We start from the raw sequence: 26,752 nt of genomic DNA, 5'->3' as shown, positions 1-26,752 counted from the left end.
TACAGAGCGATCTATTGCTCCTTCTCGCTTTCTCTCTTGGTGAGTTCTTTGAACAGTTGGATTTCAGCTTGATCGTAAGGCGTACCGTCAGCGCGAAACAGGTCATGAAACCACACCTCAGGTTCCGGAAAAGGTTCTCCGGGTTTTACTACCTTTCCTGCTTCACGCAGGGCGTGGGCACTAAGTTTTTCGCCATCTGTCCCCTTGCGACTACTCCACGGCCATACCGTTCCGGTCTCTCCCGATACAAAGCCCCAATTGATCGCCCCTACGTTCATCTCCTTCATAATGGGTAGACACTCTTGTACCGTACTACCGTGGGTGCGGGCGAGCCACTCGGTGACCAACACCGGACGACCGTCTTTTTGATATTCTTCGATGGTTTTGGTTAAATAATCCGGCCCACCGTACGGGTGGATGGAGTGCAGGTCGGAATTGATACGGTTGATTTTGATGTTGCGTTCGCCTACGCAACCATGCGTGGTGGAGGTAATGGGTTGCGATGGATTTACTTCCCGGGCCCACAACCAAGTGTTATATACCAGTTGATTAGATTTTTCGCCAATGCCCCCAGCGTAGGCATTGGATTCAGGGGAAAGTTCGCCTTGCCCTCGGCCAGGTTCATTGTACAATTCCCACAGCAGTACTCGCTCATCGTCCCGGAACCGTTGTATTGTTTTTTGTACGTAAGCCTTCAGTCTGGCTACTTCTTCTGAGGTAGCTTTCCCTTCGGCGTAGCGGTTAGCGAGTTCGCGGGCGGGTGAGTTGACCCAACCGGAATTATGAAAGCTAGCGACTGGAAGTGGTTGCTCACCTAGTTGAGGGTCAGGAAAGTGACAGTCGTCGAAGAAAACGAAGAACGGACGAATGCCGTACTGCTGACAAATAGTAAGAAATTCATCCATGCGCTGGTATAGTCCTGATTCATCATCCGCCCACACCAAATCGTGCAGATAGACCCGAAGAGTGTTCATTCCCAAATCAGCGGCCCAGCCCAATTCTTCGCGAATGGTAGCGGGGTCCCAGGTGGAAGCTTGCCACATATCAATTTGGTTGATAGCCGTGCGGGGGTAGTAGTTACACCCCACCAGCCAGGGTTGTTCGGCGTACCAATTATTAATGCGTTCGGTTGACCAACGACCGGCTACAGCAGTAGAGTCGTTGAGAGCAGACTGCGCTTGTCCGGAGGCTGTCCAAATCAGCAGAAAAAAAAGCGGGGCAAGATGTCGTATCATTAATGATAAGTATTAGGAGGTTATAAAATGATTAGTCATTTAGCAATTACTCTGCAAACAAAAAAGCAAGATAGGTATCACGTCGCTGAGCTACTGCAAATATAACCCAATAAAACTTTACAGAAGCCCACTTCATAACCTATTTAAACTCACATTTACCTGCCTAATGGATGGCAAATTCGGTGCATTTTTCAATAGGCATAATAGGCTTACTGCGGTTGAACGTTGCTCAAAGAATGATGAAGTGTTTGAGTAGATTTGCAGGAAAAGTTACACCGTATCATTTACCAACTGTTTTGGTTTTTATTACTTCTGACTAGTTACATCTTTGGTGGCAATCATTATTGGTAAGCTCCTGTTATGAAAGTTCGAAATTTCTTTCAGAAAAATAGCACGTTTATTCCTATTCAGCTTACGCTGGGTTTAATAGTTATCAGCTCGCTACTTACTTTCTACGGAAAGTATCAGGCTCAGCAATTCGATGACGTTAAAGAAAGAGTAGAACGAGTGGATAAAATGATGAATTATGTTCAAACCCATCGCAATAATATTACTAAAGGAACCAAAGCATTCTTGCTCGTTCCGGACGACAAATTTTTGAAACCCTACGAAGCGGCCGGTAAGCAGTTTTCTGATCACTTTGATACCTTACAGATGTTGCTGGACACGCAGGGGTTTACGGAGCAGGATCAATTACTAAAAGCCAAGGCTAAAGTAAAGGAATACCACAGATTAATGGGTGAGATCATTACCCTTAAAAGACAGGGAAACGACTCGACGGCACTAGCCATCTATAAAACTGACCCCGGCTTTCCGGTATGGCAGGCTTGTTACGACCTTGCTAATCAGGTTCAGGAATTTGAGGAAGAATTATATACTGAAGCGCGGGATCGCTATCAACACCACTTGTATGTGACTACGGTGATGCAAGCACTACTATTCCTCATTGGAGTACCTACCCTGATTTTTGCTATTCGTCAGATAAGAAAATCTGATAAGTTACGAAGCCAACTCTTTGCCAATCTGCTAAGGAGCCGGAAAACTTACCTAGTGAATGATCAAGCGAATGATGATCGGCAAAGCGAACAAGATTCTATTGAATATATTATTAGTGACCTGAAAACAGCCTCTAAATTCATTAATCGGATAGCCGAAGGAGATTATTCCGTAACCTGGGCCGATGCGAAAGGTGAGGATCAAACGAACAATGAAGATAATCTGGCTGACGTACTAGCTAACATGCGAGAGCAGATGAAAGCGGTGAAAGAGAAAGATCGGCAGCAACTCTGGATCACCGAGGGTACATCGAAGGTAGCTGAAATTACTCGAACCCATCAAGGGGAACCCCAGCGTATGGCTGACCAATTGCTATCCTACTTAGTGAAATACACGGATTCCAACCAAGGCTCACTTTTTTTTCTGAATGAAGAAAAAGCAGATAAGCAGCACTTAACGCTAGTAGCCTCTTATGCTTATGACAAGAAAAAGCATGAGGAGAAGATCATAAAAATAGGGCAGGGGCTAGTAGGACAAACTTACCTGGAAAAGAAAACGACTTTGTTGAAGAACATTCCCGATCAGTATGTGGCGGTAACTTCTGGCTTAGGCGAAGCTACCCCCAGCAGTTTATTGCTCGTTCCCCTTATGTTTAATGAAAAGGTGATGGGGGTTTTGGAACTAGCTTCTTTTACTACGTGGCCATCGTATCAAATCCACTTTTTAGAGAATGTAGGGGAGATCATCGCTTCGGCAATTGCTACGCTGGACGTGAATGTAAAAACCAAGCAGTTGTTAGAACAATCGCAGCAGGCAACCGAAGAGATGCGCGCCCAGGAGGAGGAGATGCGACAGAATATGGAAGAGCTACAGGCTACGCAGGAGGAAATGCAACGCAAAACGCAAGAATACGAAACCATTATTAAAGAGTTGCGAGCCCAGATTGGTTAGTCGTACCCTGGATTTTGTTCCAGTTCTACTTCCAGGTTTGCCTCAATGACGCTGAGCGGGATAGGAAACCATTGATGGTAGTCCTGAATGGTATTTCGGGTTTCTTCCAGGGTGTTATACCGGCGCGTTCTCTCTACTAGGGTTCCGGTTCTGGCCAATGTTCTTCTTCGGGGTTCTTCTATGATGAGCTCCCGGGCCCGTTCATCTAAAATAAAATCTATATTCACATCATTAGCCGAAATTAGGTAGGTTTGGGCCCGAGCCCGAACAGCATTGATATCCTCGGCGGCGGCGGCTAAGTCGCCAGCAAGCATATGTGCTTCGGCCCGAAGGAGGTAGGTTTCAGACAGCCGCATCACCATAGCATCGGTAAACGTACGACCGGTAGTGGGACCATTCAACAAGTCCCCTTCAATCTTCCGGATCATCGGGTAAATATGCTGCATAGTATCACGGTACTCATTTCCGAAAAATTCATGGGGTACCAATTGTTGTCCAAAAAACTCAGACTCGGGATTATTATAGAACCAATCTCGCCGAACGTTGAATGGGCTATTGCGTATGTCATTAGGATCATCCCATACATCATAGATCCAGTAGCCCGAAGGGCGCAGCCATCCTACTCCTCGCCCAATACTGTCTTCGGTCAGGATAAATGCTCTAAGGTTATTAGGGTCTCGGGCATCAAAGAAGCGAGGCCCCCACGCTCGTAGCCAAGCATTACCCTGAGAGTCGCTTTGCCCCCCAGGGGTGCCAAACTGATGCTGGTAGGTCCAGATAACTTCCGTATTTCCTGAACTACGATCCTGATTACCATCTTTGAACAAGTCCGCGTAATAATCGCCCGGTAGGTCAACCGCCGAACCGAACCGACTAGTTACCAATGCATAACTAGGGTCATCAATTACCCTAGAAGCCGCCTGCACCGAGAGGTCATAAAAGCTAGCATCGCCCGTCTCTCGACCCAGTGAAATATACACCTCTGATAATAAGTGATTAGCCGCCGCACTGGAAGCCCTACCATCTAACACAGGAACGTTGGGTAGCCATTGGGCTGCAAATTCTAAATCTTGGCGGGCAAATTCCAACACCTCAAGCCGGGAGGCGCGGGTAAAATCGAACCGGGGCGATGCCGCAAGTTCGTCTACGATAGGCACGCCGTTATACACATTAACCAGCACATTGTAAGCGTATGCTCTACCAAACCGAGCCTCTCCCAGTACCGCATTTCTATCCGCCTCATCATCCCATTCAATATTATCAATGTTCTCTATGATGGCATTGGCAATAGGCAGCACCTGCGTGTACGCCCAAGTCCAAAGGTTCGTTACAAGACCGCTTTCTGGTCGTACGTCGGTATTATAATTATTAAAAAACAGAATGCCTGGATCACCAGCACTGGCTATATCGGTACCAACCATCATATCTCCCAGCTTAATAATCTCAACGGGACCGTACAGTTCGTCTCTCAACGCAACGTACATTCCGGTTAGGCTCGCCTCGAAGCCCGCCTGATCGTTAAAGGCATTATCAACATTGAGAAAGGCCGTAGGGTTTTCTTCCAAAACACTATCGCTACAGGCACTCAGCCCCAGCAGTAGGGATACAACAAAGAAAGAATATAGTATTGGGTTCGTTTTCATACTCAATAGAAAGTCTACGTTAGAAACTAAGATTAAAACCAGCGACGAAAGTACGAGCGGCGGGGAAGCCCTCGTCGGTAGGTGAACCTATTTCAGGATCCCAGCCGGGCCAGTCGGTAAAAGTAGCTAGATTCCGACCACTTAGGTATACCTTTAAATTAGACAGGTTTAACCGATCTAAAAAAGACTGCTCAAAGGTGTAAGAAAGAGAAACATCCTGAATACGCACAAAGTCACGGGCGGCGTAAAGGCGTTGTTGCAGCGAATTTCGGAAGTTAAGTGCCGGGCGCGTATTCGATCGGTTTTCGGGGGTCCACCATCCGTCGCCTTCATCTAACATATTAAGAGCCCGGTCGGGAAAATTATCTCCAGCGTTAGAAGGATCAAGGGGTTGAAACCAACGCGAGAAGCCGTGCTGACCGTTTACAAAAAACGAAAACTCAAAGTTCCGGTACGTAAAGCGATTATTCAACCCCCAAGTAAACTGGGGCTCTCGTTGGTCTACGATTGTTCGGTCATCCGTATCAAATTCTCCATCGCTATTTACGTCCTTCACCCTTACATCTCCGGGTATGAATGGGAAGGGTATTTCGTCGCCCTCTTGCCAAATCCCGTCGAAAACGTAGCCGAACTCTACCAGTACGGGTTCACCGATAAACCAATTGTTAGAGATGTCATCATCTTCTACACCGTCCTCATCAGCATCAAATCCGTACAAGGATACGATTTCATTGCGATTACTGGTGAATACTACATCGGAGCTCCACTGAAAATCTTCTGACTGAACGTTCGTAGTGCTCAAAGAAATCTCAATGCCTTGGTTTCGGGTTTCTCCAACATTCTGGAGAACGCTGTTGAAACCATTCAATTCGGGGATAGCCCGATTTAACAGCAGGTCCTCAGTATCAGTTCTATAAAGTTCTACGGTACCAGAAATACGGTTATTCAGTACCCCAAACTCCACAGCCACGTTAGCGGAGGTAGAAGTTTCCCAACCTAGTTCAGGGTTACCCATTTGGGTGGGCTGCAAACCAACGTAAGTAGGACTCTTATTACCGAATACGTATTGAACTAATCCCATACGGTTAAGCGACGAATAAGGATTCAACCCTTGGTTTCCGATTCTACCGTAGGATGCACGAACTTTCAGATAATTGACTTGGGCTATATTTTGCAAAAAGTTTTCTTCGCTGGCGATCCACGCTACGGCGGCTGAAGGAAAAGTACCCCATTTGTTATCAGCTCCAAATACCGAAGAGCCATCCCTTCTGGCCGTCAGTGTAAAAAGATACTTGTTCATTAATCGGTAGTTTAGCCGACCCATAATAGAGATTTGATCCAACTGGGTTCTTTCCGAAGCTATCGTTTGTACTTCAGCTAAGCTCAAATTATCCCAGCCCGTAGCATTACTTAACAAGAAATTGCCATTAGCTAGCGTACTGTCAGCATTAAACTGGTTACGACCGTATAAGAATGTTACGTCAAAATCGTGTATCTCATCAACGTTAAACTCATACTTTAAAATATTTTCCACTACCCAATCAAAATTCTGCCGATTTACTTTGGAGGCGGACGACTGCCTCAAGAACTCTTCACTTTGGTAACTGGGAGTGAAATTATATTCGTGCGACCAGCGTAAGTTAGGCGAGGCATTTAGGCGATAGCTCAATCCCTCAAGAAAGGGAAAGTCAATGGTGGCAAAAAAGTTGGCAAAGAGGTTATTGTATTTCTCTTCATTGTCATCAAAAATAGCCGCAAACATCGGGTTGACATTGAGTGTCTCGTTACTGGGGAAGGGCACTGGGTCACTGCGGTCGCCGTTAAAGTACATTTTCCCGTAGGGACTTAGGTAGTACGCATTACCCAAATCAGCCTCCACGCCTGATAGATCCCGGTGGGTAAACTGAGCCGTCATCCCCACGTTGAGCCAAGAGTTTAAGCTGACCTGTAAGTTAGAACGTAACGCAATCCGTTGGGCATTATCTCCGTAAATCAGGCCTTCCTCGTCGGTGTAGGCCACGGAGAAATAGTAATTGGTGTTTTCCAGTTTCCCCGAGACGCTCAGGTCGTACGACTGAATAGAAGCATCTTGAGACACCTCATCCCACGGATCAATAGTAGTGCCGTTTCTAAAGTTCTCTATTTCGTTGTTCTCCAGATAGCTTTCAATGTCATTAGGATCAGCGGGCTGATCAGTGGCTCTTCGCCAATCGAGAGTCTTTTCAATGTATCGTTCAGGAGTAAGCAAGTTAAGCTTCTTGGTCCACGTGGATACCCCGTAGTACGCATTGAGGGAAATCGAGGGTTTGGGCGAAATCCCTTTCTTCGTGGTAACCAAGATCACGCCGTTGGCTGCTCGCGCCCCGTAGATTGCCGAAGCACTGGCGTCTTTTAGTACCTCCATCGACTCCACATCATTCGGATTAATATCTGCCAGCGAACCGTTGAAGAATACCCCATCTACGACCACGAGGGGCGCATTACTAGCGGTGATAGACGATCGTCCCCGCACCACGAGTGCGCCTCCCTGTCCGGGACGGCCATTGTCTTGAAACTGTACTCCGGCCACCCGGCCTCTAAGGGCTTGGGTAACGTTAGTATTGGGAGAATTTTTGATAGACTCCACTTCTACCTCGGCTACTGCTCCGGTTATGTTTTGTCGTGATTGCTCGCCGTAACCAACCACCACCACTTCTGATAATGCCTGAATATCGGGTGCTAAAGACATATCAATGGTACTACGCCCATTAATGATAACCTCTTCGCTAGTATATCCTATAAATGAGAAAATTAACGAAACAGCATTGTCACTTACTACCAGACGGTAATTTCCATCGGCATCGGTTACCGTACCGTTTGTTGTGCCTTTTACTAATATGTTAACACCGGGTAGCGGTTCATTGCTTACCAAATCAGTAACTACCCCAGTAATTATTTTCTCAGCCGTTGCTACCGGGTCTAGCTGCTGAGTAGGTTTATACGTACGTTGGAGGGATGCTAGAGAAGCATCAGAGGTTTCTAAGGGTTTTTTATCTACTTTAGGTACTCCGGTATTCTGCCTGGGAACGATGATATAATAGTTTTCCCTGATTTTCTTATAATCTAATTTCAGCGGTGTAAGATAATTTGATAGTAGGTACTCCATACTGCTGGTACTATCCGTTGCTACAGCCAGTGGCATATCTTTCACTTGCATCCCTTCAACAACATTGGGTTCATAGTTAAACAATACATTATACTGCCGTTGAAGGTCGCTTAAAACATCAGTAAGTTCACGTATATTTTGATTTGGTGACCTCGTTGGGTTTTCTTGCCTCAAGGAAATAGCTTGAGCGGATGCCAAGGGTTGGGAAAAAAGAGGAGGGCTTATTAGGCATACCATACCCACCCAAATACAAGTTTGTATTATGTTTCTCATAAGCGTTTTGAATTAATGATTAGTTGGTTTTACTACTCTATCATATCGGCTGATGGTTTAGTAGAAAAAATAATTTGATTTTCGTGACGGTCTATTTGTATTCCGTATAGGTCTCGGAAGGCATCCAGTAAAACCTCCAAATTATCTGAAGGCATAAAGCCCTTAAACTTACGCTCCGCCAGGCTTTCGTTCTGAAACACAATATCGACTCCGTAAGTGTATTTTAGCTTTTGGGCAACTTCAGCTAGGGTAATTGCATCAAAAACCAGCATATTCTCCTTCCAGGCCGATTCATCGTCAATATCTATTTGCTTATGGAGTACTTGATGATCTTCATGCTTGATTTCAACTAGGTCACCAGGTTTCATTAGTAGTGTTCGCGCTTGCTGATTTTGCTGAAATTCAAGGCGTACTCGCCCTGATTTAAGCGCAACTTCTGCCTCCTCACTTCGTGAGGAAACGTTAAACTCGGTTCCCAGCACACTGATATCAATTCCTTTGTCTGCATGAACTACGAACGAGGTATAATTCGAAGAACCCCTTGTCTTTTTGTCGCTCTGGCTTTCTTGTTGGTTTACGTGAAAAAATGCCTCACCTTCCAGCCACACTTCCCGGTCACTGCCCTTCTCCCACACTTTAGCGTATCGCAATCTAGAGTTGGCTTTTAGCGTAATTTCTGAGCCATCGGGAAGGGTAACAACCTTTTTTTCACCGTATCCGGTAGAAAGGACTTTATTTTGGGGCAACTGAATGAATAGAAAAACAGAGGCAGCAACTACTAAGAGTACGCTCGCCGCAATCCAGTACGGATTAATCTGTCTTTTAGCAGTAGGCGGAGATACTTCTTTGATTTGCTGATAAATCCCTTGCTTAATGCGTACACGGGCACTTTCACTCACTACCGGATGAGGCTGCCCGAGGGCTAGTACCATTCTTCGAGCTTCCGCAACTTCTGTTTTTTTCTCAGGGTACTGACGCAAGAAACTATTCCAAAAAGCATCTTCATCTGAAGAACTAGAAAGTACCCACACCTGAAAGCGTTCGTCTTTTGCGAAATCAATAGCTTGGTAGGTAAGGTATTTTTGCAAGGCTTATACTCTTTATCTCTAAAGAGATACATATAGCGAAAACTTCACGGGTTTTTGCGAAAAAAAGTAGAAGATTACAATAGTTTTAATATCAGAGCTATAATAAATGCTTGCTAGCAATAAATATGGCAAGTTATTAGCATTTTTTAATTGCAGATGGTGCTAATGCTTTGCTCCAATAGTGTGAATAATCCTAACCATGAGCCTGCCTCAAAGAGAGCAGTATTTAGTGAGGGGGTCTCGTTTAGAGCCTTTTGTAATCGCTGTAGTGCGGAGGATACAATGTTATAAACAGTTTTAATATTGAGCTGAAGGGTATTGGCTATTTCTTCGTAAGTAAGTTGCTCGTAAAATTTTAGGTAGATCACCTTCTTCTGCTGAGGTGTAAGTGTTTGTAACAGTTGAGCAACCGCCTGTTGAGTAGCACTCTTCTTTTGCTGCTTGATAATCCATTGTTCGTAAGAGTCTTCAACCGCGCCCCAAGAATCTAACTGATTAGGAAGGCTATTTTCTGTTTTTTGATGGTTAATTTTACGTAAGATTACTCTTCTGAGAGACGCATACAAATAGCCTTTAACTGAGCTTGCTTGGCTTAAACTCTTTCGGGTAGTCCACAGATTAACGAATACATCTTGAATACTATCTTCTACTAACCCAGTATCTGGTGTAGTAAGCTTACCGTAGTTAATCAACTTTGTCACGTAGCGATCGAAAAGATGTCCTAAGGCCAAATCGTTTCCCTGTCGCATCTGCTGCCAGAGGATATGATCGGAGTCGGAACCATCTACCATGTTCAGAGGGATTAACTAGCCAATTGTCGATTGTAATATATTTAAAATAAACCTCAGTACAAAAGATGGTAGTGTATTCAACATAAGGATGGTTTTTTTGCCAACCTCTCAAGATTATAGCGACCGACGCCCGGTGAACTAGGAAATATTTGATCGCCAAATAATGATCTTCCCAATTTTTAGAGAAAGATAATGTTTTACGGACTCACCGGGCACACCGCTGACGAACCGTATTATTGATCGGACCGCCGAGCGGACGTTCTATTATCCTAGTTTGCCACTTCCCTTCGCGCTGATGCGCTCCGGCGCCCGGTTGGCCTTTAGCGAACACAGGCACATAGGCCTCCCCATCATCGGTGAAGCATAATGCCTTCTTTCTGAGCTTTTTAGGAACACTTAACCACAGACCAAAGGCCCCTTCTTGGTCACGCCCCCCAAGGTGAAAACCCACCACGAGTCTACTACGTCGCTCGATCGCCAGCCATTCCATAGTGGCCATATCCATTCGGGACAGTCTTTGGCTCCTACAAACGACCGCGCGGCGGACCGCCACATTTCATCCGCCTCTAGGCAATAGAGGGCTAATTCAGGCTGTTCTAGTCGTCCAACGGGAAGCGCTTTATCAACCGATTGCCAGTATTGTTTAGCACGTTTGACTACCCAACCCAGACTGACGTTTAGCGTGCGGGCAATCGCCCGTAATGAGATGCACTCTAGTAGCAGACTCTGTAGTATTTCTTCCCGCTTAAAACGTACAGAATCCGTTCTTTCTACGGCTTGGCGTTGGCAAGAATGGCAGATAATTTTGCTTTCCGTAGGAAGTAAATCCCTTCTTTACGATCTTGCTACTTGGGCAATGAGGACAAGTGAGCATATTATTGATGTTTTGGCGGTTCGCCGCGCGGTCAACCCAATAATACGATTTACTACCCCATTGCCAAATTCTTAATTTTTTCATCCTTATCTAAAGTACACTACCGGGTCGGGCTTAACTGTGCCGAGGTAGAGTTTCGCTATGTGGTTTCCTACGTCTTCGGCACTGACCCAGCTGGAATCGACGGCACTACCGCGGGCCCGGGTGCGAACGGGCGTAAATGCGGCGACGGATCGTACCCGGTAGTTGGCTTCCCTTGCTTCGTGGTGCAATACTTCTACCATCCGGTTCTGCGCCGAAGAGATGATAGTCATAGCCCCAGCCAATGGAGCGATGTTTTCCTGCGCCCCTCCGTTGATATTGATGTACAAACCGTCGTTTTGCTTTTTGAGAACCGGAATAAACGTTTTCACGAACCCAAAGTGGGTGGTCAAATTATTATGCAGCACATTGTTCCACATTGCCAGGGGCGTATCCACCAAGTCGTAGCCCATTGACCAGCCGCCCAAGCTAGCTACCACCATATCAATACGACCAAATGCGCGAAGTACTACTTCGCGGAACGCTTCGGCCTGATCAATTTGCCCAATATCGTACGCGTAAGTGGCTAGCGAGCCAGTGTTGACTGGAGCAACGTATTGTCGCAGTTTTTCTTCCTTCTCGGATGAACGCGCTGGAACGATGACCGTCGCACCGTGCGATAGTAAAGCTTTCACAATGCCTTCGCCTACCGCCCCGGTGCCTCCCCCCACAACCACTGTTTTATCTTGTAATTTCATTGCGTATGTAGTATCAAAGTCTTCGCCTGAAAGTAATCAATAGATAGAGGCGGTAGATCATAACTAACCTTTGAGGAAGGCGACTTTTCCCGTGGTCAGGGCGTAGTAAGCGGGCAGTATTTTTAGCGTTTTTGCTTCGTATTGAGGGCGAAGCACCGGGGCTGATTTCTGTAGTTGTTCGGCCATATTGATGGCATTCTGGCGAATGCTGTTGTCGACCAAATCACCATCCTGCTGCTGCGCTTGATCAATAGCCGGGTTAATCTTATCAGTCAGCGCAATCAAGTGCCCTCCTGCTACTTGGTTAACCGCTGCGGTCACTGCTCCGCACTTTTCGTGTCCGAGCACCACGACCAGTGAGGAGCCTAGGTTAGCAACTGCGTACTCAATGCTAGCAATGATGGCATCATCGAGCACATTACCTGCTACCCGAATGACGAACAGGTCGCCGATGCCGGTATCAAAGATGAGTTCGGGGACTACCCGAGAATCAGAGCAGCAGAGCACAACCGCGAACGGATGTTGTCCGTCTACCACTTTCTCCCGAGCACTAATATCCGTATTGGGGTGAGTAGATTGTCCGGTAACGTAGTTTTCATTTCCTTTTCTTAACGTTCGGTAAGCGTCAACGCAGGTGATAGCCATCATGATTAGGGTTTAGTAAAGAATATTGTCCTTCGGCTGTAGCTTTTCGGGAAGCTCCGACTCATCGAGCATATCTCGCAAATCGATTTCAATGGTTCGGGTGAGTGCCGTCATCGGAACATCGCTACTGCGGTTTTCAAAAGGGTCTTCGCTGTTGTTGCCCACCAGCTCCCAGGTCAAGAATATCCAAGTGGTCAGCACTGAGACAATTAAGAATAGAAAAATATCTATGCTGGGCATTGGCGAGGCTGTAGCCGATGAACCGATGAAAACATCCAGTAAGCCAAGAGGAAGCAGTAATACGAAAATATACGTAAACACTTTGCCAAAGAAGGCATACTGCCGGGGAAAAGGCGTGTTCTTGATACGTTCGCACCGGCCCTGAAAATTGTAACACTCTTCCAGACACTTCATCAGCATTAACAAGTCGAATCCGTTAACCAAGCCTTCTTTTCGCAATGCCCGAAGGTACCTTCCCTGGTTTTTAACCAGATGGGTAGCCACATTGCGACGGTGACGCACTTCTTCTACCTCAGTTTCGCTAATGTAGGGTGCGATTGTCTCGCAGATCAACTCATTATTCCGATGACGATCCATAAATTGTTCTACCAGCTTATTTTCCTTCAGCGAAAATGAAACAGGCTGGCGCAGTTGAATGCGTAAAGCGTGTAGCCAGGCGATGTGCCGATGAATTAATACCTGATGGTGGTGAGCCAATTCTTCTTTAGCAATAGCACTGTTTTCCAGGTTGGTCACCAAATGAAGCACCTGATTGGCCCAGGTACGGCTATAGTTGACAATGGCTCCCCAGATTTTACGTCCTTCCCAAAAACGGTCGTAGCTCTGGTTGTTCTTGAAGCCAATCAAAAACGAAACGGCAATGCCGATGACCGTGATCGGCTGAAAGCTAAAGCTCAGGAACGTCCACCCCAGCAGGTGATAGGCCGATAGCACCATCGCTGCCCAAAGCAGAGCCGGCGTGAGTATGGGCCAAGAGTAGCGTAGCAGTAAATCGAGGCTTAAGTTTCTTTTGATATACATAGTGAACCAAGGAATTACAGTGTAGAAGCTTCTAGTGAATACTTAGGGTGCCACCCCAGCGTAGTGATTGCTTTTTCAGCCGAAAAACGCTGGTTCATGAACGATAAAGGCTGGGAAAAGAAGCTCCACAATGCTTGCGCCTGTTCCGGAGAAACCGATCGGGTGCCCGATGACTGCTCAGTAGCCTCATCTATGATGGTAGCAATCTCTTTCAAGGAGTTAACCTCAGTAGCCGCAAAGTAAGCTCCCTGTGCCTGCGGATTTTCCAGGGCGAGTACAAACAAATCGGCCCAGTCGCGAATATGCACACTTGCCCAGCCGTTAGCCCCTTCACCTACGTAGGCACTGTAACCGCTGGATTGGGCGGCGGCTTTCATGATAGAAGGAATAGCAGCTCCTGAGCCACCGTATACGTAACTTCCGTAAATCATGAGAGGGCGAATGCCCCGCTGAGAGGCTTCCAGGAACTGACGTTCCAGCGCGATGCGGCCTTGCAAGGGTGGGGGACCGTTGAACGTAGCCGCTTCTTCCGCCAGCGGGCTGGCTCCGGTATCGCCAAACACCATGGTGCCCCCTTGCATGGCCAGTGGTTTCCCCGTATCCTCAAGCGCATCCAGGAACGTAGTGACCACTCGATGGTTCGTTTCTTCCCAATCAGGACTATTGGCGGCAGCAGCGTGGACTACCCCATCGCTTGCCCGGGTAAGCTGGCGGAGCAAATCAGTCTCTGACAAATCGCTCACCACGGACTCAATGTCTTGTGCCTTCAGCGTTTTTGCCTGGTCGCTACTTCGCACGATACCCGTTACCTGATGTCCTTTCGCTAATGATGCCTGAGCTACGTGCCGTCCGACAAAGCCGGTGGCTCCGGTGATTAATAGTTTCATAATGTTAGGGTGATTTTCTTCTCAAGAACCGGCAAAACTACTCCGGATTCCAGGAGAATTTTGTCCTACTTGCACTTTGTTGCCACTGATTGTTTTACTGCGAGCTTGCTGTTGCGGGTGAGGCTACCAACGGACGAACGATATGCCGAATGTACGCTGCTACTCCCGTAGGTTGAATTTCGGGAAACAGATGATTATGAGTTGTTGGTAAACTTCCCTTGCCGTTGAGCATAGCTCGGTAGTACATTAGCGGTATGAAGGAGAAGAGGTTGTTCGGGCTTTTCTGAATACGGCGCGCAATCGTTTGATCTAATTCATCCATTGAACCATTGTGGATTACTTTAAATGCCTGCCCGGTTTCTCTTTCTAACGAGGCTACCAATTCGTGAAAGTTACACCGATCACCCACTACGTAAAATTTATTTGGCATGTCTCGTTCGTCGGTAGCCATTTGGGCGGTGTAGGCCGCTGTATCGGCAAAGGTGGTGAAGTCCAGCGGAAACTGACCGTCGCCCCAATAGTTTGCCGTGCGGGATTTCAGATCAACCGCTCCAAGGAAGCCAAACAGTACTCGGGTATCTAAAAAACAGCCATTGTTAACGTGTACCAGTTGGGTAGGCGCGTTGAGTGCTGTGGCTTGCTGAGCGAATGTTCTACGGATGTCGGATAGCCAGTTTTCTCCTTTCTCCAACGCAAAGAGGTTAAAGGAATAATCAGAAGGAATAAAGCATTGGCATCCGGCTTCAATGACTTGCTGGTACAGCCTCAGTTGAGCATCTACAATGACTGATTCGTCACCCTGCAAGGCTGATATTACACTAAAGGTACCCTCAAAAGCGGACTTTATTGGATGCAAGTCGGTGTAGTCGGTCACGTGAATGGTAGCTCCCTGCCGGGCAAGCACATCGGTCTGTTCCGAATGCTGACGAGAGAGTACTTCTAACGTGATGTGAGGGTCTTTCAATAATTCTGCGGCAATTAGGCTGCCGAGTTGGCCGGTGGCTCCGGCTAGTACTATTTTCTTATTAGTCATTTTTTGGCGAATTTTTGCTGATAGGTACAATTATCTTCTACTGATTATCCTGGCATAGTCGGGCAGGAGAGTAGCTACGGTCTTGTTCGATTTTTGGGGAGAGAACAACGCTCACCGTAGAAGGGGCGTCGTTCTCTTCACTGGTTATCAGCTTAATTTCTAGCGTGTCTTGGTACTTTTCGGCAATCTGTTGCAGACGGTCAAGCCACGCTTGTTTCTCATCCTGGCTAGCAAATGTTCTCGTACTGCGGATGTTGACTGAGTACTTCACGGAAACTGTTGGTCAACATGAAGCTTTCGGTGGGTAAACTTCCACTGCCCGTCTACCTTGACCAGCCGGTCCTCGAACATGGCGGTAGCAAAAACAACGACCTCCCTCTGGCTCAAGATCGTCAGGTAACACATCATTTCGGCAGAGTCTCCCTGCACACTAATCTCGTGGTTGGTAATCAGGTGACGGGTACCGCCCCGTTCTTTCATCTGTTCGTAGAAGCCAACCAGCCAAGCGCGGTAATCCTGATGGTTGTCGTAATTCCCAAACTGGCTCTCAAACTTCAGTTCGTCGTGCCAGGTGCTCATATGCAGGTCGTGGTCTCCCAGATCGAAGGCGCGTTCAAAGGTGGCGGTCAGGGCCATAATGGCCAATTGGTCGGTGGCATTTGTTTCGTTCATAGCAAAAATAGATTAAGTGACTGCTTAATTTTGTTTTAAAAGAATATGTTATAAAGAAAGGGGTAAATCGGCGGGCTTGCTGGGACGATCTTGTCAGGACAGCACGTTGTTGCGGATAGCTGAGCACTGACTCAAAATATCTACGTTAGGTATGTCCCGCCCGGGTAATTTCATGGGTTCTAGGGTGGCTTGCAGAGGCTTGCTGGAAGCGATCAAGCGTAAGAATCACCCGCTGAAATCCACCCGCCAGCGCATCGGCCATTGTTTTACTAAAGAAATAGCTGGTGCGAAAATTAGCTAAGCAATTTCATAAAGTTAGAACCACCCCCGGCCTACTGAATTTCAATTTTTTTTCTTTCGTGGTGGTGAGTCTCCTTTTTGTATAAAACTACCCGAAGCACTCCTTGGTCGTAGTGAGCTTCAACTTGGTTATCTTCCAAGTTAGCCGGTAGCGTAAATGAGCGATGGAAGGAGGTTCGCACAAATTCCTGGTGCGCGTACTTTCGGTCGGCGGATGCTTCTTCCTGATGATTACCGGAGATATGTAGAACGTCGTGATCTACATAAATTTCTAGGTCTTCTTTATTCATGCCAGGAATAGAAAGCTCAACCTCGTAACGATCTTCTTGCGTAACGATGTTGGCAGGAGGTGAAATACGGTCAGGATGCATTTTCTTCCACATTGGGTCATGAAGCATCAACTGATTCAACCGGTCGCTCCAAGAGGGCGAAATCGTGTTTCTTACAAGAATAGCCATACTATTAGATTTTGTTAGTTATGTTTCTTTACTCAATAAACCTTATTCTGATAATTATTTACCCCCGAGGTTCGTGTCGTCATGCACCTTAGAAGTTTATCAGAATATTCTCTAATAAACTTCAAATAAGTGACTCTTTCTCGGACATTCTTGCGCTTTCCGGGTCATTGGCGGCTAGCCAGGGAAGCAGTCCGTATCCAGTTGGGTACTTCAGGAACGCCAATTACTTCACCCACTTGCCGTTCGGCGGACTGGAAGATCGTATGGTAGGTTCGTTTGGTAAAGAACCAAAAACCATCCTTCTTAATCAGTTCATCCTCGTACATCGATAAATTATTGTTTCCCTGGCTCTCCCTTGAGTTTGCCACTTCGTGGATATAAAAGCGGGCATAAGCCTCCCTACCGTGCACTTCCACAACGCCCCCAGAGACCATCTGAACGAAAAATTCCCATCGGTTGAGCATCTGAACTAACGAGGTTCCCATTTGCTCGCGGCCACTGAACAAGGCATTGATTGGCGGGCCAATGATCCACACCGCTTGCTGGTGGTCCCAAAGGCACTGAAACATCTTACCATCTTTTCGGTTGGCAGCATCAGCAAACTTATAGGCCAGCTGAAATATCTCAATCTTGTCAAGAGTCTCTTGTAAGGTTTCCATAGTCAGGTAAAATATTGTAGGTGAAGGTTGGTAAACGAGCACTCTCCCGTGTTCCGCTTACCTTGTCGGGTCATTGATTTTGTAGGTAAGCAAGGATTACTGGAAGAACTTGAACGGGCCACGGGATTTTCCAAACGTGTCTCGTTTAGAAGAAGGATCGTATTCTACCCGAAATCTAAGCTCAAATAACCAGCCACTGGTTTGGAACGCTGGGCTATCTTCCAAATAGCGTGAGGTGCTACGCAGTTGCCATTTTTCGCTACTGCTGATCTCATACCCAGCACTAAGCCCAACGAAACTTCGGATGCCAGGCAGGAGGACTTGGCGTTCTGCCCCTACACCTAAGCCACCGTTAATCATAAAACCGGTATTATATCGCTTGATGTCTAGGTCGTCTGTCCCCAAATTGCTAAGTCCACTCTCAAACGATGCCTCACCGGATACCTCCGAGACACTGAGAAACCCAATTCCGGTTCCGACACTCAGGTAGGGATAGGCCAGCCATTTCGGGTTGGCTATAATATCATATTGACCGGAAACTGAAAAATCCAAGTAGTTGATCTGGCTGCTCCGCAGGTCGTCAGAATGATCATCTGCAAGCATCATGTAGGACAGTACGCCGGTAGCATAAGAGTTTTGATTCCGCTGGCGTATGGCGGTGCCCACCGAAAACCCAAGCATGGTTGGGTTTAATTCAGCAAGCTGCGCTTCTTCAAGAGCTACATTCAGCCCATCAATGTCAATGAGTTGAGTGGAGATGCCCATGTAAAAAGAGTGCCTCCAACCGCTGGTAGAATCGTAGGTTTGAGCGGTGCTTTCAGACCAAGCAATGGCCATGAGTAACGTAAAATAAACAAATCGTTTCATAGTTTTTAGAATAAAAGTTGATAATAAAAAGTGAAAAATAACGGTCAATCGAAGCTCCCTTGTACGGTGATTCCCGAGGTGTTCTTAGCTTACCGTCACGTTCGCGGTGGGGTTTCCAACGTCCTTTAGGGTTACTTCGACTACAATACTAGTTTTGCGACTCAAGAGCAGGGAGCAGTATTTCAAAACAGGAACCTTGGTTAGGCTGGCTAGCTACCGAGATAGTGCCGCCGTGTTGCGCTACAAGCTGGCGGACAATATATAAGCCTAGCCCTTGAGAGGGTTCGTTACGCAGACCGGAACGAGCCGCTTTGGTATATCGGAGAAACAGATGCCGTAGCATGGCCGCATTCATTCCTACCCCGGTATCGCTCATCCGTACGCTGATCTGATCGTTTTGACGTTCGGCTAATAGCTCAATCTTTCCCCCCTCGGGCGTAAATTTTACCGCGTTAGAAAGCAGATTGAGTAAGATGCGGTCGAACTGCACCGGATCTATATTGACGAGCAGAGAGCCATTGGGCAATACGGACGAAAAATACAGCTTGTGCCGGGCAGTAGTAGCTCGCAGCAGAGCCGTTTTTTTCGAAAGGTAAGCGACTAGGTTGCGGGGGCGGAGCTGCAATTTTGCTGTTGGCGAGAACTGCGACACTTCGTTGCTTTGCTGTTCCTCACAGAAGCAGTCCATCAGTTCTCGGGCTTGTTGGCACTGGCTACGAATCAGGTTAGGGTAGTCAATAGACAAACCGACAGCCTGTCGGTCAACTTCCTGGCTGTATAAGTCACTTAGGGAAAGTATACTGCCGATTACGTTACGCAGATCGTGCATATACTGGTGCTTCCGGATATTTTGATTCTTCTTCATCTATCTGTTGCTTTATCCCAGATACGAGCGAATCATCCAGGCCATTTTTTCGTGTCGTTCCATAAGGCCGGTCACGAAGTCGCTGGTGCCCACGTCGCGGTATTTATCTGCCTCTTCTACCAGGTCTTTCCGTAGGATACGGATAATCGTTTCGTGGTCTTGCAGGAGATTACGAAGCATGGTTTCGGCTGAGCCGTCTACGTGATTAGTTTCCAGCAGGCGAGCTAGTTTCACGTAGTCCTTCATGGCGGCCGTAGCGTAGTGACCAATGGCCCGGATTCGCTCCGCAATTTGGTCAATCATTTCTTCCAGTTCCTGGTACTGAGTTTCAAAAAATCCGTGCAGCGACTGAAAGTGCATTCCCTTCACATTCCAGTGATAATTTCGGGTTTTGAGATACAGTATATGCTCGTCGGCCAGTAGCATATTAAGCAGATACGCTACGCTTTCGCGGTTGGTGTCGTGAATACCAATGTCGGTAGTTTCCATAATAATAGGGTTGTGCTATGTATCAATAATATGAACCAAGGTGTTATTGGCGTTAAGAGACGGCCACCAGTGGTTGCTGCCGAAGGCTAACGTAATTTCCCCAGAGCCACCGGGCGGGAAAGTAGGCTACCACGAGGCCCATCAAACTCATGGCTATTGTCATTACCACCGGAATTTCCATAACACTGGCAATTACAAATGAAGAATAAACGAAGAAAAGGCCAATGCCAACAAAAGCGGCTATCCCAAAAATAGAAGCCCCTTCAAGGATTTTCTTAGCCCAGGATGATTTTTCCAGCGAGCGAACGGCTAAAAGAATGGATGATCCCAATAGCAATTTCAGCGCGGCGAACGCCAAAGAAAACTCAATGTTAGAAAACACCCCGGCAAATAGTGAGGTGACCTCTTCGGGCATAGGGCGACCGTTCATCATGGTGGTCATAGGCGACAGAAGCTCCTCAGGCGGAATGTCGCTCAGAAAAGATGATACAATGGGTTGAGCTACTGACGCTACCAGTAACACAGTGCCTATTACTGTCCAGTTTCTGACGAGTTGCTCCTTCGAGAATTTTTGAACTACCATTTTCATAGCGTGAATTGTTTTAAATGTTACAATTGAATTTCTTTTGTTAAATTTTTTAATAGTGCTGTTGGGTTGTAAATGATCCCTTAGGTTCATGGTACCCGTAAGCAGGTTACTTAAGCAAAAGAAGCGATCTTCCCAGCGATGTTCTGAGACTATTTTGTTGAGATGGGTATTTATTGCACTATATCTTCAGCGTTAGCCTACTCCGTTGATATTGGCACTCTCACGTTCGTAGCACCTTACGAAAACCTGATGGGGTTACCCCCAAGAGCCGCTTGAACACCCGGGTAAAGTGTCCCGGATCGTCAAAGCCCACCTCCAAACCAATTTGAATAATCTTCATATCCGTTTGGGTGAGTAGCTCCTTAGCCCGATTAATTTTGTGACGGGCAATGTACTGGTGAGGCGTTTCTCCAGTTGACTGCTTAAACATGCGAACGAAATAGTAAACACTGGTGCCCGCAATCTCGGCCAGTTCGGCAATTGCAATGGGCGAAGAGATATGGTTGAGGACGTACTCCTCGATCTTGCGAAGGCGAAAGGGTGCAATGCCCCCCGTATTATTTTGCTGCTCCCGGAGTTTGAAATCCTGATATTTTTTCATCAGATAGCTCATCAGCGAGATGGCCATATGATGTACGTGGTTGACATCGGCGTGTCCGTTGGCTCGGAGCTCTTTCACCAAATGAATGGAGATCAGGCAACTCAGGGTATCGGTGAGGCACCCAAGCTCCTTGAATACTAATGACGGGCCAGGTTGACAAAGGTACTCCCCACAACTTCCGTTTTCGGTGCCCAAGAGCAGCGGACTGCTTCGCGAGTGGTGATCGTGACGAAAGCGAAAGAAAAAGTTCTGTTGGGTACTCTGATTTATGTCGAAGTACGTAATTACCAACAGCACCGGGTTTCGGTGAATAGGCACCTGCGAGGGGTGTTTATAGATTTCTTCTACCAATGATATTGTTCCTAGCTTATCCATAGCAAACAGCAGTTGATTTACTCGTGCTAAATCAACTGCGGTGCCGATGAATACGAAAGATCAACAATCATAAGTAAATTGTTGATATTAAGCTATTTAAATACAATCATATAACCAATTGCCTGCTCGGGGGTTCTTACAATACTCCCCAATAGTTGAGAGTTCTCAAATTTTTATACCCAATAATGGGGGTGTCCAATACGCACCTAAATAAATGTACATTAAGTCTATGGATAAGAAGGATTATCAATTGCTACTGGATGTTAATATGGCTATTGCCTCAGTAGCTGATAAAAAGCAACTGCTTAAAACAATCGTGGAGAAGCTCCAGCCTGCATTTCAATTCTATGACGTAGGACTGTTTGTTATCAACGAGGAAGAAAACTACCATATAGATTGGGCCGCAACCATGCCCGAGATAAGCCCTTCCGAAGCGAATATTCATCATTTTGAAAACCAGCCCGATAAAATACCTCATCAGGAGAGTGCAGTAGGATGGATGCTGGAGCAGCTGGTTGAAACCAATGATGTTCAAGTTTTGAACTTTAGGGATTTATTTGAGAAGTTTCCCAATTATCCCCAGGTACCTGTACTCAAAAAAATTGGTTTTGAAGAAAGCTTAGTTGCCCCTCTTCGGGTACAAGGGAAAACCCTTGGTATATTTTGTCTGAACTCACTCAATAGTGGAAATTTTAGAACAAGCGATTTCCCGCTTTTTAAAAGTATTAGTGATCAACTTGCCATAGTGGTGAGTAATATATTGGCTAATGAACAACTGCTGGAAGAAAAGCAGTTTAAGGATATGCTTTTCCGCATCACGCGAGAAGTGGCTAAAACATACAGCCGCCCGGAGTTATTGAAAGTTATTTTCGACCACGTACGATCTATTTTTCCTTTCGACCATGCTGGTCTTTTTGTCATCGATAAAGAAAAAGATATTTTTTGGGAAATACTGGATGAGGGAACACTGGATACTTTGCAGGATAGCGCTGCCCGTTCTAACCTTTTGGGACCATGGCCCTACGCAGGCCATAATCCAAAGAGTTGGATCTACATAAAGCAACCCGCCCTGTTTGATGTCGAAGAACAATCTAAAATCTACCCTAACCCCCAGTGGGAAGCTATAAAAGCAGAAGGCTTGGTACAGATGATAGCCGGATCACTTACATCAGGATCAAATTTTAATGGACTATTATGTTTCCTGTATAAGGAAAAAGACTTTTACAGTGAAAAGCATTTTCTTCTCTTTCAGGCCATTGCCGACCAACTGGCTGTGGCCGTTAGCAATGTACTGGCCAATGAGCAGTTGATCGAAGAAAAAAACTTTAGCAATACCCTGCTTCAAATTACCGAAGCCGTAGCCTCGGTCAATAACACCCAACAGCTCTACAGAACCATTTTTGACACCATTAAGCCTGTATTCCCCTTTAATGAATTTGGATTGTTTACACTGGATGACACCGGTGACATGCACTATGAGCTTATTGATTCGTCGGCTTTTGACCAACCAGTATCACAAAGACTTATAGAAGAAGTACTAGGAAAGCACACGTTATTCCCGCACAAAGGCACCTCAGTAGCGTGGCTGATGGAAAATGGACCAACGGCTATCTCCGTAGAGCAACTGGATAAAAATGCACCGCATCCGCAACACCAGTACATGGTAGAAGGGGGCCTGAAATCGCTCATCGGCGGACCTCTCGTTTCTGGTGGAAAAATCTTTGGTATGCTCTGTTTTACTTCTACCGAAGAAAATTTCTATACCGAAAAACACACCACGTTTTTTAAGTCAATCGCCGAGCAGATTTCCGTTGCAGTAGCGAATATTCTGGCCAACGAGCAGGTCTTAGAAGAAAAGCAAAAGACGGAAAACCTACTCAAGATCACTGAATCCATCGCCAATATCAATACCGGTCCGGAATTGGTGCGTGCTATCTTCGACCGTTTGCAACAAGTCTTTCCCTTTAATGATGCTGGCTTATTTCACCTAGACCTAGATCGGCAAATGGAGCGTGACTTGGTGGTAGACTACTGTTACGATATTGGCATTAATGCCGCACTCAAGGAAGACGGGCTTGGAGGTTGGATGCCTATCACTGGGGCAAGTAAACATGTCATAGATCACAAGCTTATTGTAATGGGAGCCGATATTTATGAAAAACTGGATCATCCCCATTTTCAAAACCCTGAGATACGTAATTTTAAAAGTGTCATCGGTGCGGCTCTCAATCACGGGGGTCAAACTATCGGCTTACTCTATTTCTGGAGTAAAACCGAAGATTTTTTTGATCAATCCCTGCCTCAATTCAAATCTATCTGTGATCAGTTAAGCGTGGCGTTGAACAATATTATTGCCAACGAACAATTAGTTGAAGAAAAGCAATTCAAAGAAACGCTACTGGACATTAGCGAAGCGGTTGCTGCTATTAAAGACCGTAAGGATCTGTTCAGAACCATCGTAGAAAATATCAAACCCATTTTTCCGTTCGATGACCTCGGCGTATTTGTCTACGATGAAACCCGAAAGTACCAGCGAGATTTGGCTGTTGATGAGCAGTTTGGGATATTTTTAGACTATTACGTGGAGGGGTGGTTAGATCGCGATCCGGGTATTGATCATTTTATGGAGCACGGACCACTAACGAAGTCATTAGACTCCCTGATGGAGGAATATCCAGGTCATCCGCATTACAAAAGGCTGAAAGAAGAGGGGCTTACTCAAATATTGGGTGGCCCTATGAAGCAAGGTGGGGAGGTCGTCGGCATGCTCTGCTTCTGGTCAAAGCAAAAAGGGTTTTACACCGAAAAAGACTTTCCGCTGTTCCAAGCCATCTCTGAACAACTATCGATAGCCGTAAGCAATGTGTTGGCCAATGAAGCGATACAGCAAAGCCACCTAGAAAAGAGCGTGCAGATTGCCCTGATTGACAGCCTGAACAAAGAAACGAACTGGGAAAGCCGACAGAAAAAATTTGCGCACGTACTCAGTCAAATTTTCCCGGCTGATTTCATCGGTTTCCATTATGCGAAGGAAGGAATGTACGAGATCTCTACTGGTTTTGAAAAAACAGACCCTGGTGAATACCGGAAAGTGACCCTCATGGATTTTCTGAACAAGACTAATTTGAACCTGAAAGCTTTTGAAAAAGTACTAAAGGAAGAGGAAGGCCAACTGCCCTTTATTTTAGAAATAAAGGAGCACGCTGAATCAGGACAGTACCTCAACCCCATTCGTAAAAAGTCATTGGAATTACTGGGTCTAAAAAGCGTGCTGGCAGTACGCATGCAAGTAGACAATGCGCCTTTTTATATCTATATCAACAGTAAAAAATCAAACAGCTATCATCAGAAACACGTTGAGATGTTCAAGCGTATTGCCCCTTCTTTTGCGCAATCGCTGGAAAAATCACTGGCCAGTGAGGAAGTCCAACAGCGCGAACGGGAAAAAGTGCTGCAAATCGCCGTAATCAACGCTCTCAATGGTGGAAAAACCTGGGAAGACCGGCTGCTATTAGTGGCTCGTGCCCTGCAAAATATTATCCCGTTTCATTTAATCTCTTTTGGTATGATGGGCAAGAGAATGGACGATATTAACTTCGGTTTTGAGCGGATAGGTAGTGATGAATACCGCTCTATTTCTATTCCTGCCTTTTTGAAGATGACCGGGTTGAACAAGGACGCGTTTAAACATCAGGTACAAAATAAGCTATTGGATGATATAACCATCGGTACTTTTAAAGACTACTTAAAAAGCGTAAAAACTGATTCGGTAAAAAAAGGAATCCACGAAGCATTCGGGGTGAACAGTTTTATGGTAGCCCCACTGACTGTGAATAATGAGCGGTTTTATATTTCTTTTTATCATAAGGAAGCAAGTGCTTATCAGGAACGCCATATCTCACTTCTCGAACGTATTCAATCGTCTTTTGTCCTTTCTATGGAAAAGCTACTGGGGTATGAAGAAGTAATCCGCTTGAACCGCCTACTTAAAGAAGAGAAAAACTATTTAGAAGAGGAGGTAATACAACAATACAACTTTGAAGAAATGGTGGGCACCAGTGCTGTTATGCAGCAGGTGTTTGAAAAAGTAAAAATTGTGGTCAATACGGACACCACCGTACTGATTCTGGGTGAGACTGGTACGGGAAAAGAACTGGTGGCTCGAGCCTTGCACAATGCTTCCGAAAGAAAATCCAAGCCCCTGATCAAAGTGAATTGCGCGGCACTCCCCCGAGAGTTGATTGAGTCGGAGCTGTTTGGTCACGAAAAAGGAGCCTTCACGGGTGCCATATCACAGCGTATCGGAAAGTTTGAGTTAGCCCACCAAGGTACTTTGTTTCTGGATGAAATTGGGGAGCTACCGTTAGAGCTACAACCCAAGTTACTACGGGCGATTCAAGAGAAAGAGTTCGAGCGATTGGGAGGAAATAAAACCATTCGGATCGACACCCGAATTATTGCCGCTACTAACCGTAACCTGGAAGAGGAAGTCAAGGAAGGAAATTTTCGGTCGGATCTCTACTTCCGCCTCAGTATCTTTCCCATTGAGCTTCCGCCGCTGCGAGAACGCGGCGAAGATATAGAAGCGTTAGCCGACTATTTTCTAAAGAAATACGAGCATAAAACCGGGAAGCGATTGAAGGGCATTACGAAAGCCTCAGCAAATTTATTAAACAGTTATCCCTGGCCGGGCAATGTACGGGAGCTAGAGCAGGTCATAGAGCGCTCAGTGCTACTTTCCGAATCGGGCAAGCCGCTGCAGTTGGCATTGGATCGTGCCCGGCAAACGACAGCTAAGCAGGAGCACGCTTTTATGTTTAAAACCCTACAGGAAGCGGAGACCGAACTTATCTTTGAAACCTTGAAGCGATGCCAGGGCAAAATCAGTGGAAAACACGGAGCGGCCGAGGTGCTAGGAGTGCCCCCCTCTACCCTCGAGTACCGTATGCGGCGCGCGGGCATCACCAAGCAAATGGTGATTGGGAAAGAAGCCTGATCAAAAATCAATCGCTTAGAGCGCGGTTAGATTTTAGTAACTACTCAGGAACCCATAGAGAGAGTTTAAAGTTACGGGAAAAATCCCTAATTGTGGATAATGAACGATAAATTCCGCATTACTGCCGGCGATGTGGCCATGGGCTTCAAAGTCAGCCCGTCCATCTTGTCTCTAAGCGTCAGGTGGTAGATATTCCGCCATTTATGCCCATCTCCACACAATACAATCAGTACAATAGCCAGTGCCCTTACGGCTCACATGAGCAATGGGGTATCCCGAAGGGGTGAACGCGCCTATCTAATACGGAGAGAGCGTGGAAGCTTACGTGAGCTATCTGAGCGTGTACCAGTACGTGCCCTACAAGCTCTTAAAGCAGTGGTAATAGTAAAGTAAAAGGGAGAGAAGATAGATGAAAATCTCTCATTTCAATGGTATTTATGGGCAATAGTTGAGAATTTAAAAAAAATAGCTACTTTGTAAGAGACTATATTTTAAAAGCT

Annotated in this window: 23 protein-coding genes; 2 read left to right on the top strand and 21 right to left on the bottom strand. The window is 46.2% G+C overall.

The annotated features are described in order from the left end of the window. Positions 1 to 11: 11 nt before the first annotated feature. Positions 12 to 1,235: a cellulase family glycosylhydrolase gene (locus P0M28_RS10840; protein ID WP_302209922.1), complete on the bottom strand. Its 1,224-nt coding sequence runs from the start codon at positions 1,233 to 1,235 to the stop codon at positions 12 to 14. A gap of 360 nt (positions 1,236 to 1,595) precedes the next feature. Between P0M28_RS10840 and P0M28_RS10835 the strand changes: the two genes are divergently transcribed. Next, a complete protein-coding gene (locus P0M28_RS10835) occupies positions 1,596 to 3,182 on the top strand; it encodes a GAF domain-containing protein (protein ID WP_302209921.1) in 1,587 nt (528 codons plus the stop codon). On the opposite strand, the gene P0M28_RS10830 is transcribed toward P0M28_RS10835, so the two are convergent. The 20 genes from P0M28_RS10830 to P0M28_RS10740 form a co-directional block, all read right to left on the bottom strand. After that, on the bottom strand, positions 3,179 to 4,825 hold the full coding sequence (locus P0M28_RS10830; protein WP_302209920.1) for a RagB/SusD family nutrient uptake outer membrane protein: 1,647 nt from the start codon (positions 4,823 to 4,825) through the stop codon (positions 3,179 to 3,181). The two genes, P0M28_RS10835 and P0M28_RS10830, sit on opposite strands and share 4 nt — an antisense overlap. Positions 4,826 to 4,844: 19 nt before the next feature. Next, the gene (locus P0M28_RS10825; protein ID WP_302209919.1) at positions 4,845 to 8,243 is read right to left on the bottom strand and encodes a SusC/RagA family TonB-linked outer membrane protein; all 3,399 of its coding nucleotides are present in this window, start codon (positions 8,241 to 8,243) and stop codon (positions 4,845 to 4,847) included. 32 nt (positions 8,244 to 8,275) lie between these two features. Then, positions 8,276 to 9,331 (bottom strand): FecR domain-containing protein, encoded by a 1,056-nt coding sequence (locus tag P0M28_RS10820; RefSeq protein ID WP_302209918.1) that lies wholly within the window; start codon positions 9,329 to 9,331, stop codon positions 8,276 to 8,278. Between the two features lie 146 nt (positions 9,332 to 9,477). Beyond that, positions 9,478 to 10,122: an RNA polymerase sigma factor gene (locus P0M28_RS10815; RefSeq protein WP_302209917.1), complete on the bottom strand. Its 645-nt coding sequence runs from the start codon at positions 10,120 to 10,122 to the stop codon at positions 9,478 to 9,480. Between the two features lie 205 nt (positions 10,123 to 10,327). Continuing rightward, positions 10,328 to 10,573 carry a hypothetical protein gene (locus P0M28_RS10810; RefSeq protein WP_302209916.1) on the bottom strand — a complete coding sequence of 82 codons (246 nt, stop codon included), beginning with the start codon at positions 10,571 to 10,573 and terminating at the stop codon, positions 10,328 to 10,330. A gap of 294 nt (positions 10,574 to 10,867) precedes the next feature. After that, complete coding sequence (locus tag P0M28_RS31255; RefSeq protein ID WP_436841397.1) at positions 10,868 to 10,996, bottom strand: IS1/IS1595 family N-terminal zinc-binding domain-containing protein; 129 nt, start codon at positions 10,994 to 10,996, stop codon at positions 10,868 to 10,870. An 86-nt stretch (positions 10,997 to 11,082) separates the two neighbouring features. After that, the gene (locus P0M28_RS10805) at positions 11,083 to 11,775 is read right to left on the bottom strand and encodes an SDR family oxidoreductase (RefSeq protein ID WP_302209915.1); all 693 of its coding nucleotides are present in this window, start codon (positions 11,773 to 11,775) and stop codon (positions 11,083 to 11,085) included. A 63-nt stretch (positions 11,776 to 11,838) separates the two neighbouring features. Continuing rightward, positions 11,839 to 12,423 (bottom strand): carbonic anhydrase, encoded by a 585-nt coding sequence (locus P0M28_RS10800; RefSeq protein WP_302209914.1) that lies wholly within the window; start codon positions 12,421 to 12,423, stop codon positions 11,839 to 11,841. Positions 12,424 to 12,432: 9 nt separating this feature from the next. Continuing rightward, entirely contained in the window at positions 12,433 to 13,461 is a 1,029-nt protein-coding gene (locus tag P0M28_RS10795) for a bestrophin family protein (protein WP_302209913.1), read from the bottom strand. Positions 13,462 to 13,475: 14 nt separating this feature from the next. Next, positions 13,476 to 14,348: an NAD-dependent epimerase/dehydratase family protein gene (locus tag P0M28_RS10790; protein ID WP_302209912.1), complete on the bottom strand. Its 873-nt coding sequence runs from the start codon at positions 14,346 to 14,348 to the stop codon at positions 13,476 to 13,478. Between the two features lie 94 nt (positions 14,349 to 14,442). Beyond that, positions 14,443 to 15,381: an NmrA family NAD(P)-binding protein gene (locus tag P0M28_RS10785; protein ID WP_302209911.1), complete on the bottom strand. Its 939-nt coding sequence runs from the start codon at positions 15,379 to 15,381 to the stop codon at positions 14,443 to 14,445. Positions 15,382 to 15,418: 37 nt separating this feature from the next. Continuing rightward, on the bottom strand, positions 15,419 to 15,652 hold the full coding sequence (locus P0M28_RS10780) for a hypothetical protein (protein WP_302209910.1): 234 nt from the start codon (positions 15,650 to 15,652) through the stop codon (positions 15,419 to 15,421). Next, the gene (locus tag P0M28_RS10775; protein ID WP_302209909.1) at positions 15,649 to 16,053 is read right to left on the bottom strand and encodes a nuclear transport factor 2 family protein; all 405 of its coding nucleotides are present in this window, start codon (positions 16,051 to 16,053) and stop codon (positions 15,649 to 15,651) included. The genes P0M28_RS10780 and P0M28_RS10775 overlap by 4 nt, the downstream gene beginning before the upstream one ends. Positions 16,054 to 16,385: 332 nt before the next feature. Continuing rightward, positions 16,386 to 16,811, bottom strand: a complete 426-nt coding sequence (locus P0M28_RS10770; RefSeq protein WP_302209908.1) for an Hsp20/alpha crystallin family protein — start codon at positions 16,809 to 16,811, stop codon at positions 16,386 to 16,388. Between the two features lie 164 nt (positions 16,812 to 16,975). After that, a complete protein-coding gene (locus P0M28_RS10765) occupies positions 16,976 to 17,470 on the bottom strand; it encodes a nuclear transport factor 2 family protein (protein ID WP_302209907.1) in 495 nt (164 codons plus the stop codon). A gap of 96 nt (positions 17,471 to 17,566) precedes the next feature. Next, a complete protein-coding gene (locus P0M28_RS10760; protein ID WP_302209906.1) occupies positions 17,567 to 18,337 on the bottom strand; it encodes a hypothetical protein in 771 nt (256 codons plus the stop codon). Positions 18,338 to 18,485: 148 nt separating this feature from the next. Next, positions 18,486 to 19,202: a sensor histidine kinase gene (locus P0M28_RS10755; RefSeq protein WP_302209905.1), complete on the bottom strand. Its 717-nt coding sequence runs from the start codon at positions 19,200 to 19,202 to the stop codon at positions 18,486 to 18,488. 12 nt (positions 19,203 to 19,214) lie between these two features. Then, a complete protein-coding gene (locus P0M28_RS10750) occupies positions 19,215 to 19,691 on the bottom strand; it encodes a Dps family protein (RefSeq protein ID WP_302209904.1) in 477 nt (158 codons plus the stop codon). 52 nt (positions 19,692 to 19,743) lie between these two features. Next, positions 19,744 to 20,280, bottom strand: coding sequence for a hypothetical protein (locus tag P0M28_RS10745; protein WP_302209903.1), 537 nt, complete (start codon positions 20,278 to 20,280; stop codon positions 19,744 to 19,746). A 220-nt stretch (positions 20,281 to 20,500) separates the two neighbouring features. Continuing rightward, positions 20,501 to 21,256, bottom strand: a complete 756-nt coding sequence (locus P0M28_RS10740; RefSeq protein WP_302209902.1) for an AraC family transcriptional regulator — start codon at positions 21,254 to 21,256, stop codon at positions 20,501 to 20,503. 229 nt (positions 21,257 to 21,485) lie between these two features. Between P0M28_RS10740 and P0M28_RS10735 the strand changes: the two genes are divergently transcribed. Beyond that, positions 21,486 to 26,252, top strand: a complete 4,767-nt coding sequence (locus P0M28_RS10735; protein WP_302209901.1) for a sigma-54-dependent Fis family transcriptional regulator — start codon at positions 21,486 to 21,488, stop codon at positions 26,250 to 26,252. Positions 26,253 to 26,752 lie beyond the last annotated feature (500 nt).

Origin of the sequence: Tunicatimonas pelagia (genome assembly GCF_030506325.1) — a bacterium.
Classification (GTDB): Bacteria; Bacteroidota; Bacteroidia; order Cytophagales; family Cyclobacteriaceae; genus Tunicatimonas; species Tunicatimonas pelagia.
Note: the sequence above shows the minus strand (reverse complement) of the source record. Positions and strands in the feature narration are given on the sequence as shown.

What these genes read in the sequence shown, in the direction of transcription:
- P0M28_RS10840 (WP_302209922.1), bottom strand. Translation starts at nt 1,235, where the DNA reads ATGATACGACATCTTGCCCCGCTTTTTTTTCTGCTGATTTGGACAGCC.
- P0M28_RS10835 (WP_302209921.1), top strand. Translation starts at nt 1,596, where the DNA reads ATGAAAGTTCGAAATTTCTTTCAGAAAAATAGCACGTTTATTCCTATT.
- P0M28_RS10830 (WP_302209920.1), bottom strand. Translation starts at nt 4,825, where the DNA reads ATGAAAACGAACCCAATACTATATTCTTTCTTTGTTGTATCCCTACTG.
- P0M28_RS10825 (WP_302209919.1), bottom strand. Translation starts at nt 8,243, where the DNA reads ATGAGAAACATAATACAAACTTGTATTTGGGTGGGTATGGTATGCCTA.
- P0M28_RS10815 (WP_302209917.1), bottom strand. Translation starts at nt 10,122, where the DNA reads ATGGTAGATGGTTCCGACTCCGATCATATCCTCTGGCAGCAGATGCGA.
- P0M28_RS31255 (WP_436841397.1), bottom strand. Translation starts at nt 10,996, where the DNA reads ATGCTCACTTGTCCTCATTGCCCAAGTAGCAAGATCGTAAAGAAGGGA.
- P0M28_RS10805 (WP_302209915.1), bottom strand. Translation starts at nt 11,775, where the DNA reads ATGAAATTACAAGATAAAACAGTGGTTGTGGGGGGAGGCACCGGGGCG.
- P0M28_RS10800 (WP_302209914.1), bottom strand. Translation starts at nt 12,423, where the DNA reads ATGATGGCTATCACCTGCGTTGACGCTTACCGAACGTTAAGAAAAGGA.
- P0M28_RS10795 (WP_302209913.1), bottom strand. Translation starts at nt 13,461, where the DNA reads ATGTATATCAAAAGAAACTTAAGCCTCGATTTACTGCTACGCTACTCT.
- P0M28_RS10790 (WP_302209912.1), bottom strand. Translation starts at nt 14,348, where the DNA reads ATGAAACTATTAATCACCGGAGCCACCGGCTTTGTCGGACGGCACGTA.
- P0M28_RS10785 (WP_302209911.1), bottom strand. Translation starts at nt 15,381, where the DNA reads ATGACTAATAAGAAAATAGTACTAGCCGGAGCCACCGGCCAACTCGGC.
- P0M28_RS10775 (WP_302209909.1), bottom strand. Translation starts at nt 16,053, where the DNA reads ATGAACGAAACAAATGCCACCGACCAATTGGCCATTATGGCCCTGACC.
- P0M28_RS10770 (WP_302209908.1), bottom strand. Translation starts at nt 16,811, where the DNA reads ATGGCTATTCTTGTAAGAAACACGATTTCGCCCTCTTGGAGCGACCGG.
- P0M28_RS10765 (WP_302209907.1), bottom strand. Translation starts at nt 17,470, where the DNA reads ATGGAAACCTTACAAGAGACTCTTGACAAGATTGAGATATTTCAGCTG.
- P0M28_RS10760 (WP_302209906.1), bottom strand. Translation starts at nt 18,337, where the DNA reads ATGAAACGATTTGTTTATTTTACGTTACTCATGGCCATTGCTTGGTCT.
- P0M28_RS10755 (WP_302209905.1), bottom strand. Translation starts at nt 19,202, where the DNA reads ATGAAGAAGAATCAAAATATCCGGAAGCACCAGTATATGCACGATCTG.
- P0M28_RS10750 (WP_302209904.1), bottom strand. Translation starts at nt 19,691, where the DNA reads ATGGAAACTACCGACATTGGTATTCACGACACCAACCGCGAAAGCGTA.
- P0M28_RS10745 (WP_302209903.1), bottom strand. Translation starts at nt 20,280, where the DNA reads ATGAAAATGGTAGTTCAAAAATTCTCGAAGGAGCAACTCGTCAGAAAC.
- P0M28_RS10740 (WP_302209902.1), bottom strand. Translation starts at nt 21,256, where the DNA reads ATGGATAAGCTAGGAACAATATCATTGGTAGAAGAAATCTATAAACAC.
- P0M28_RS10735 (WP_302209901.1), top strand. Translation starts at nt 21,486, where the DNA reads ATGGATAAGAAGGATTATCAATTGCTACTGGATGTTAATATGGCTATT.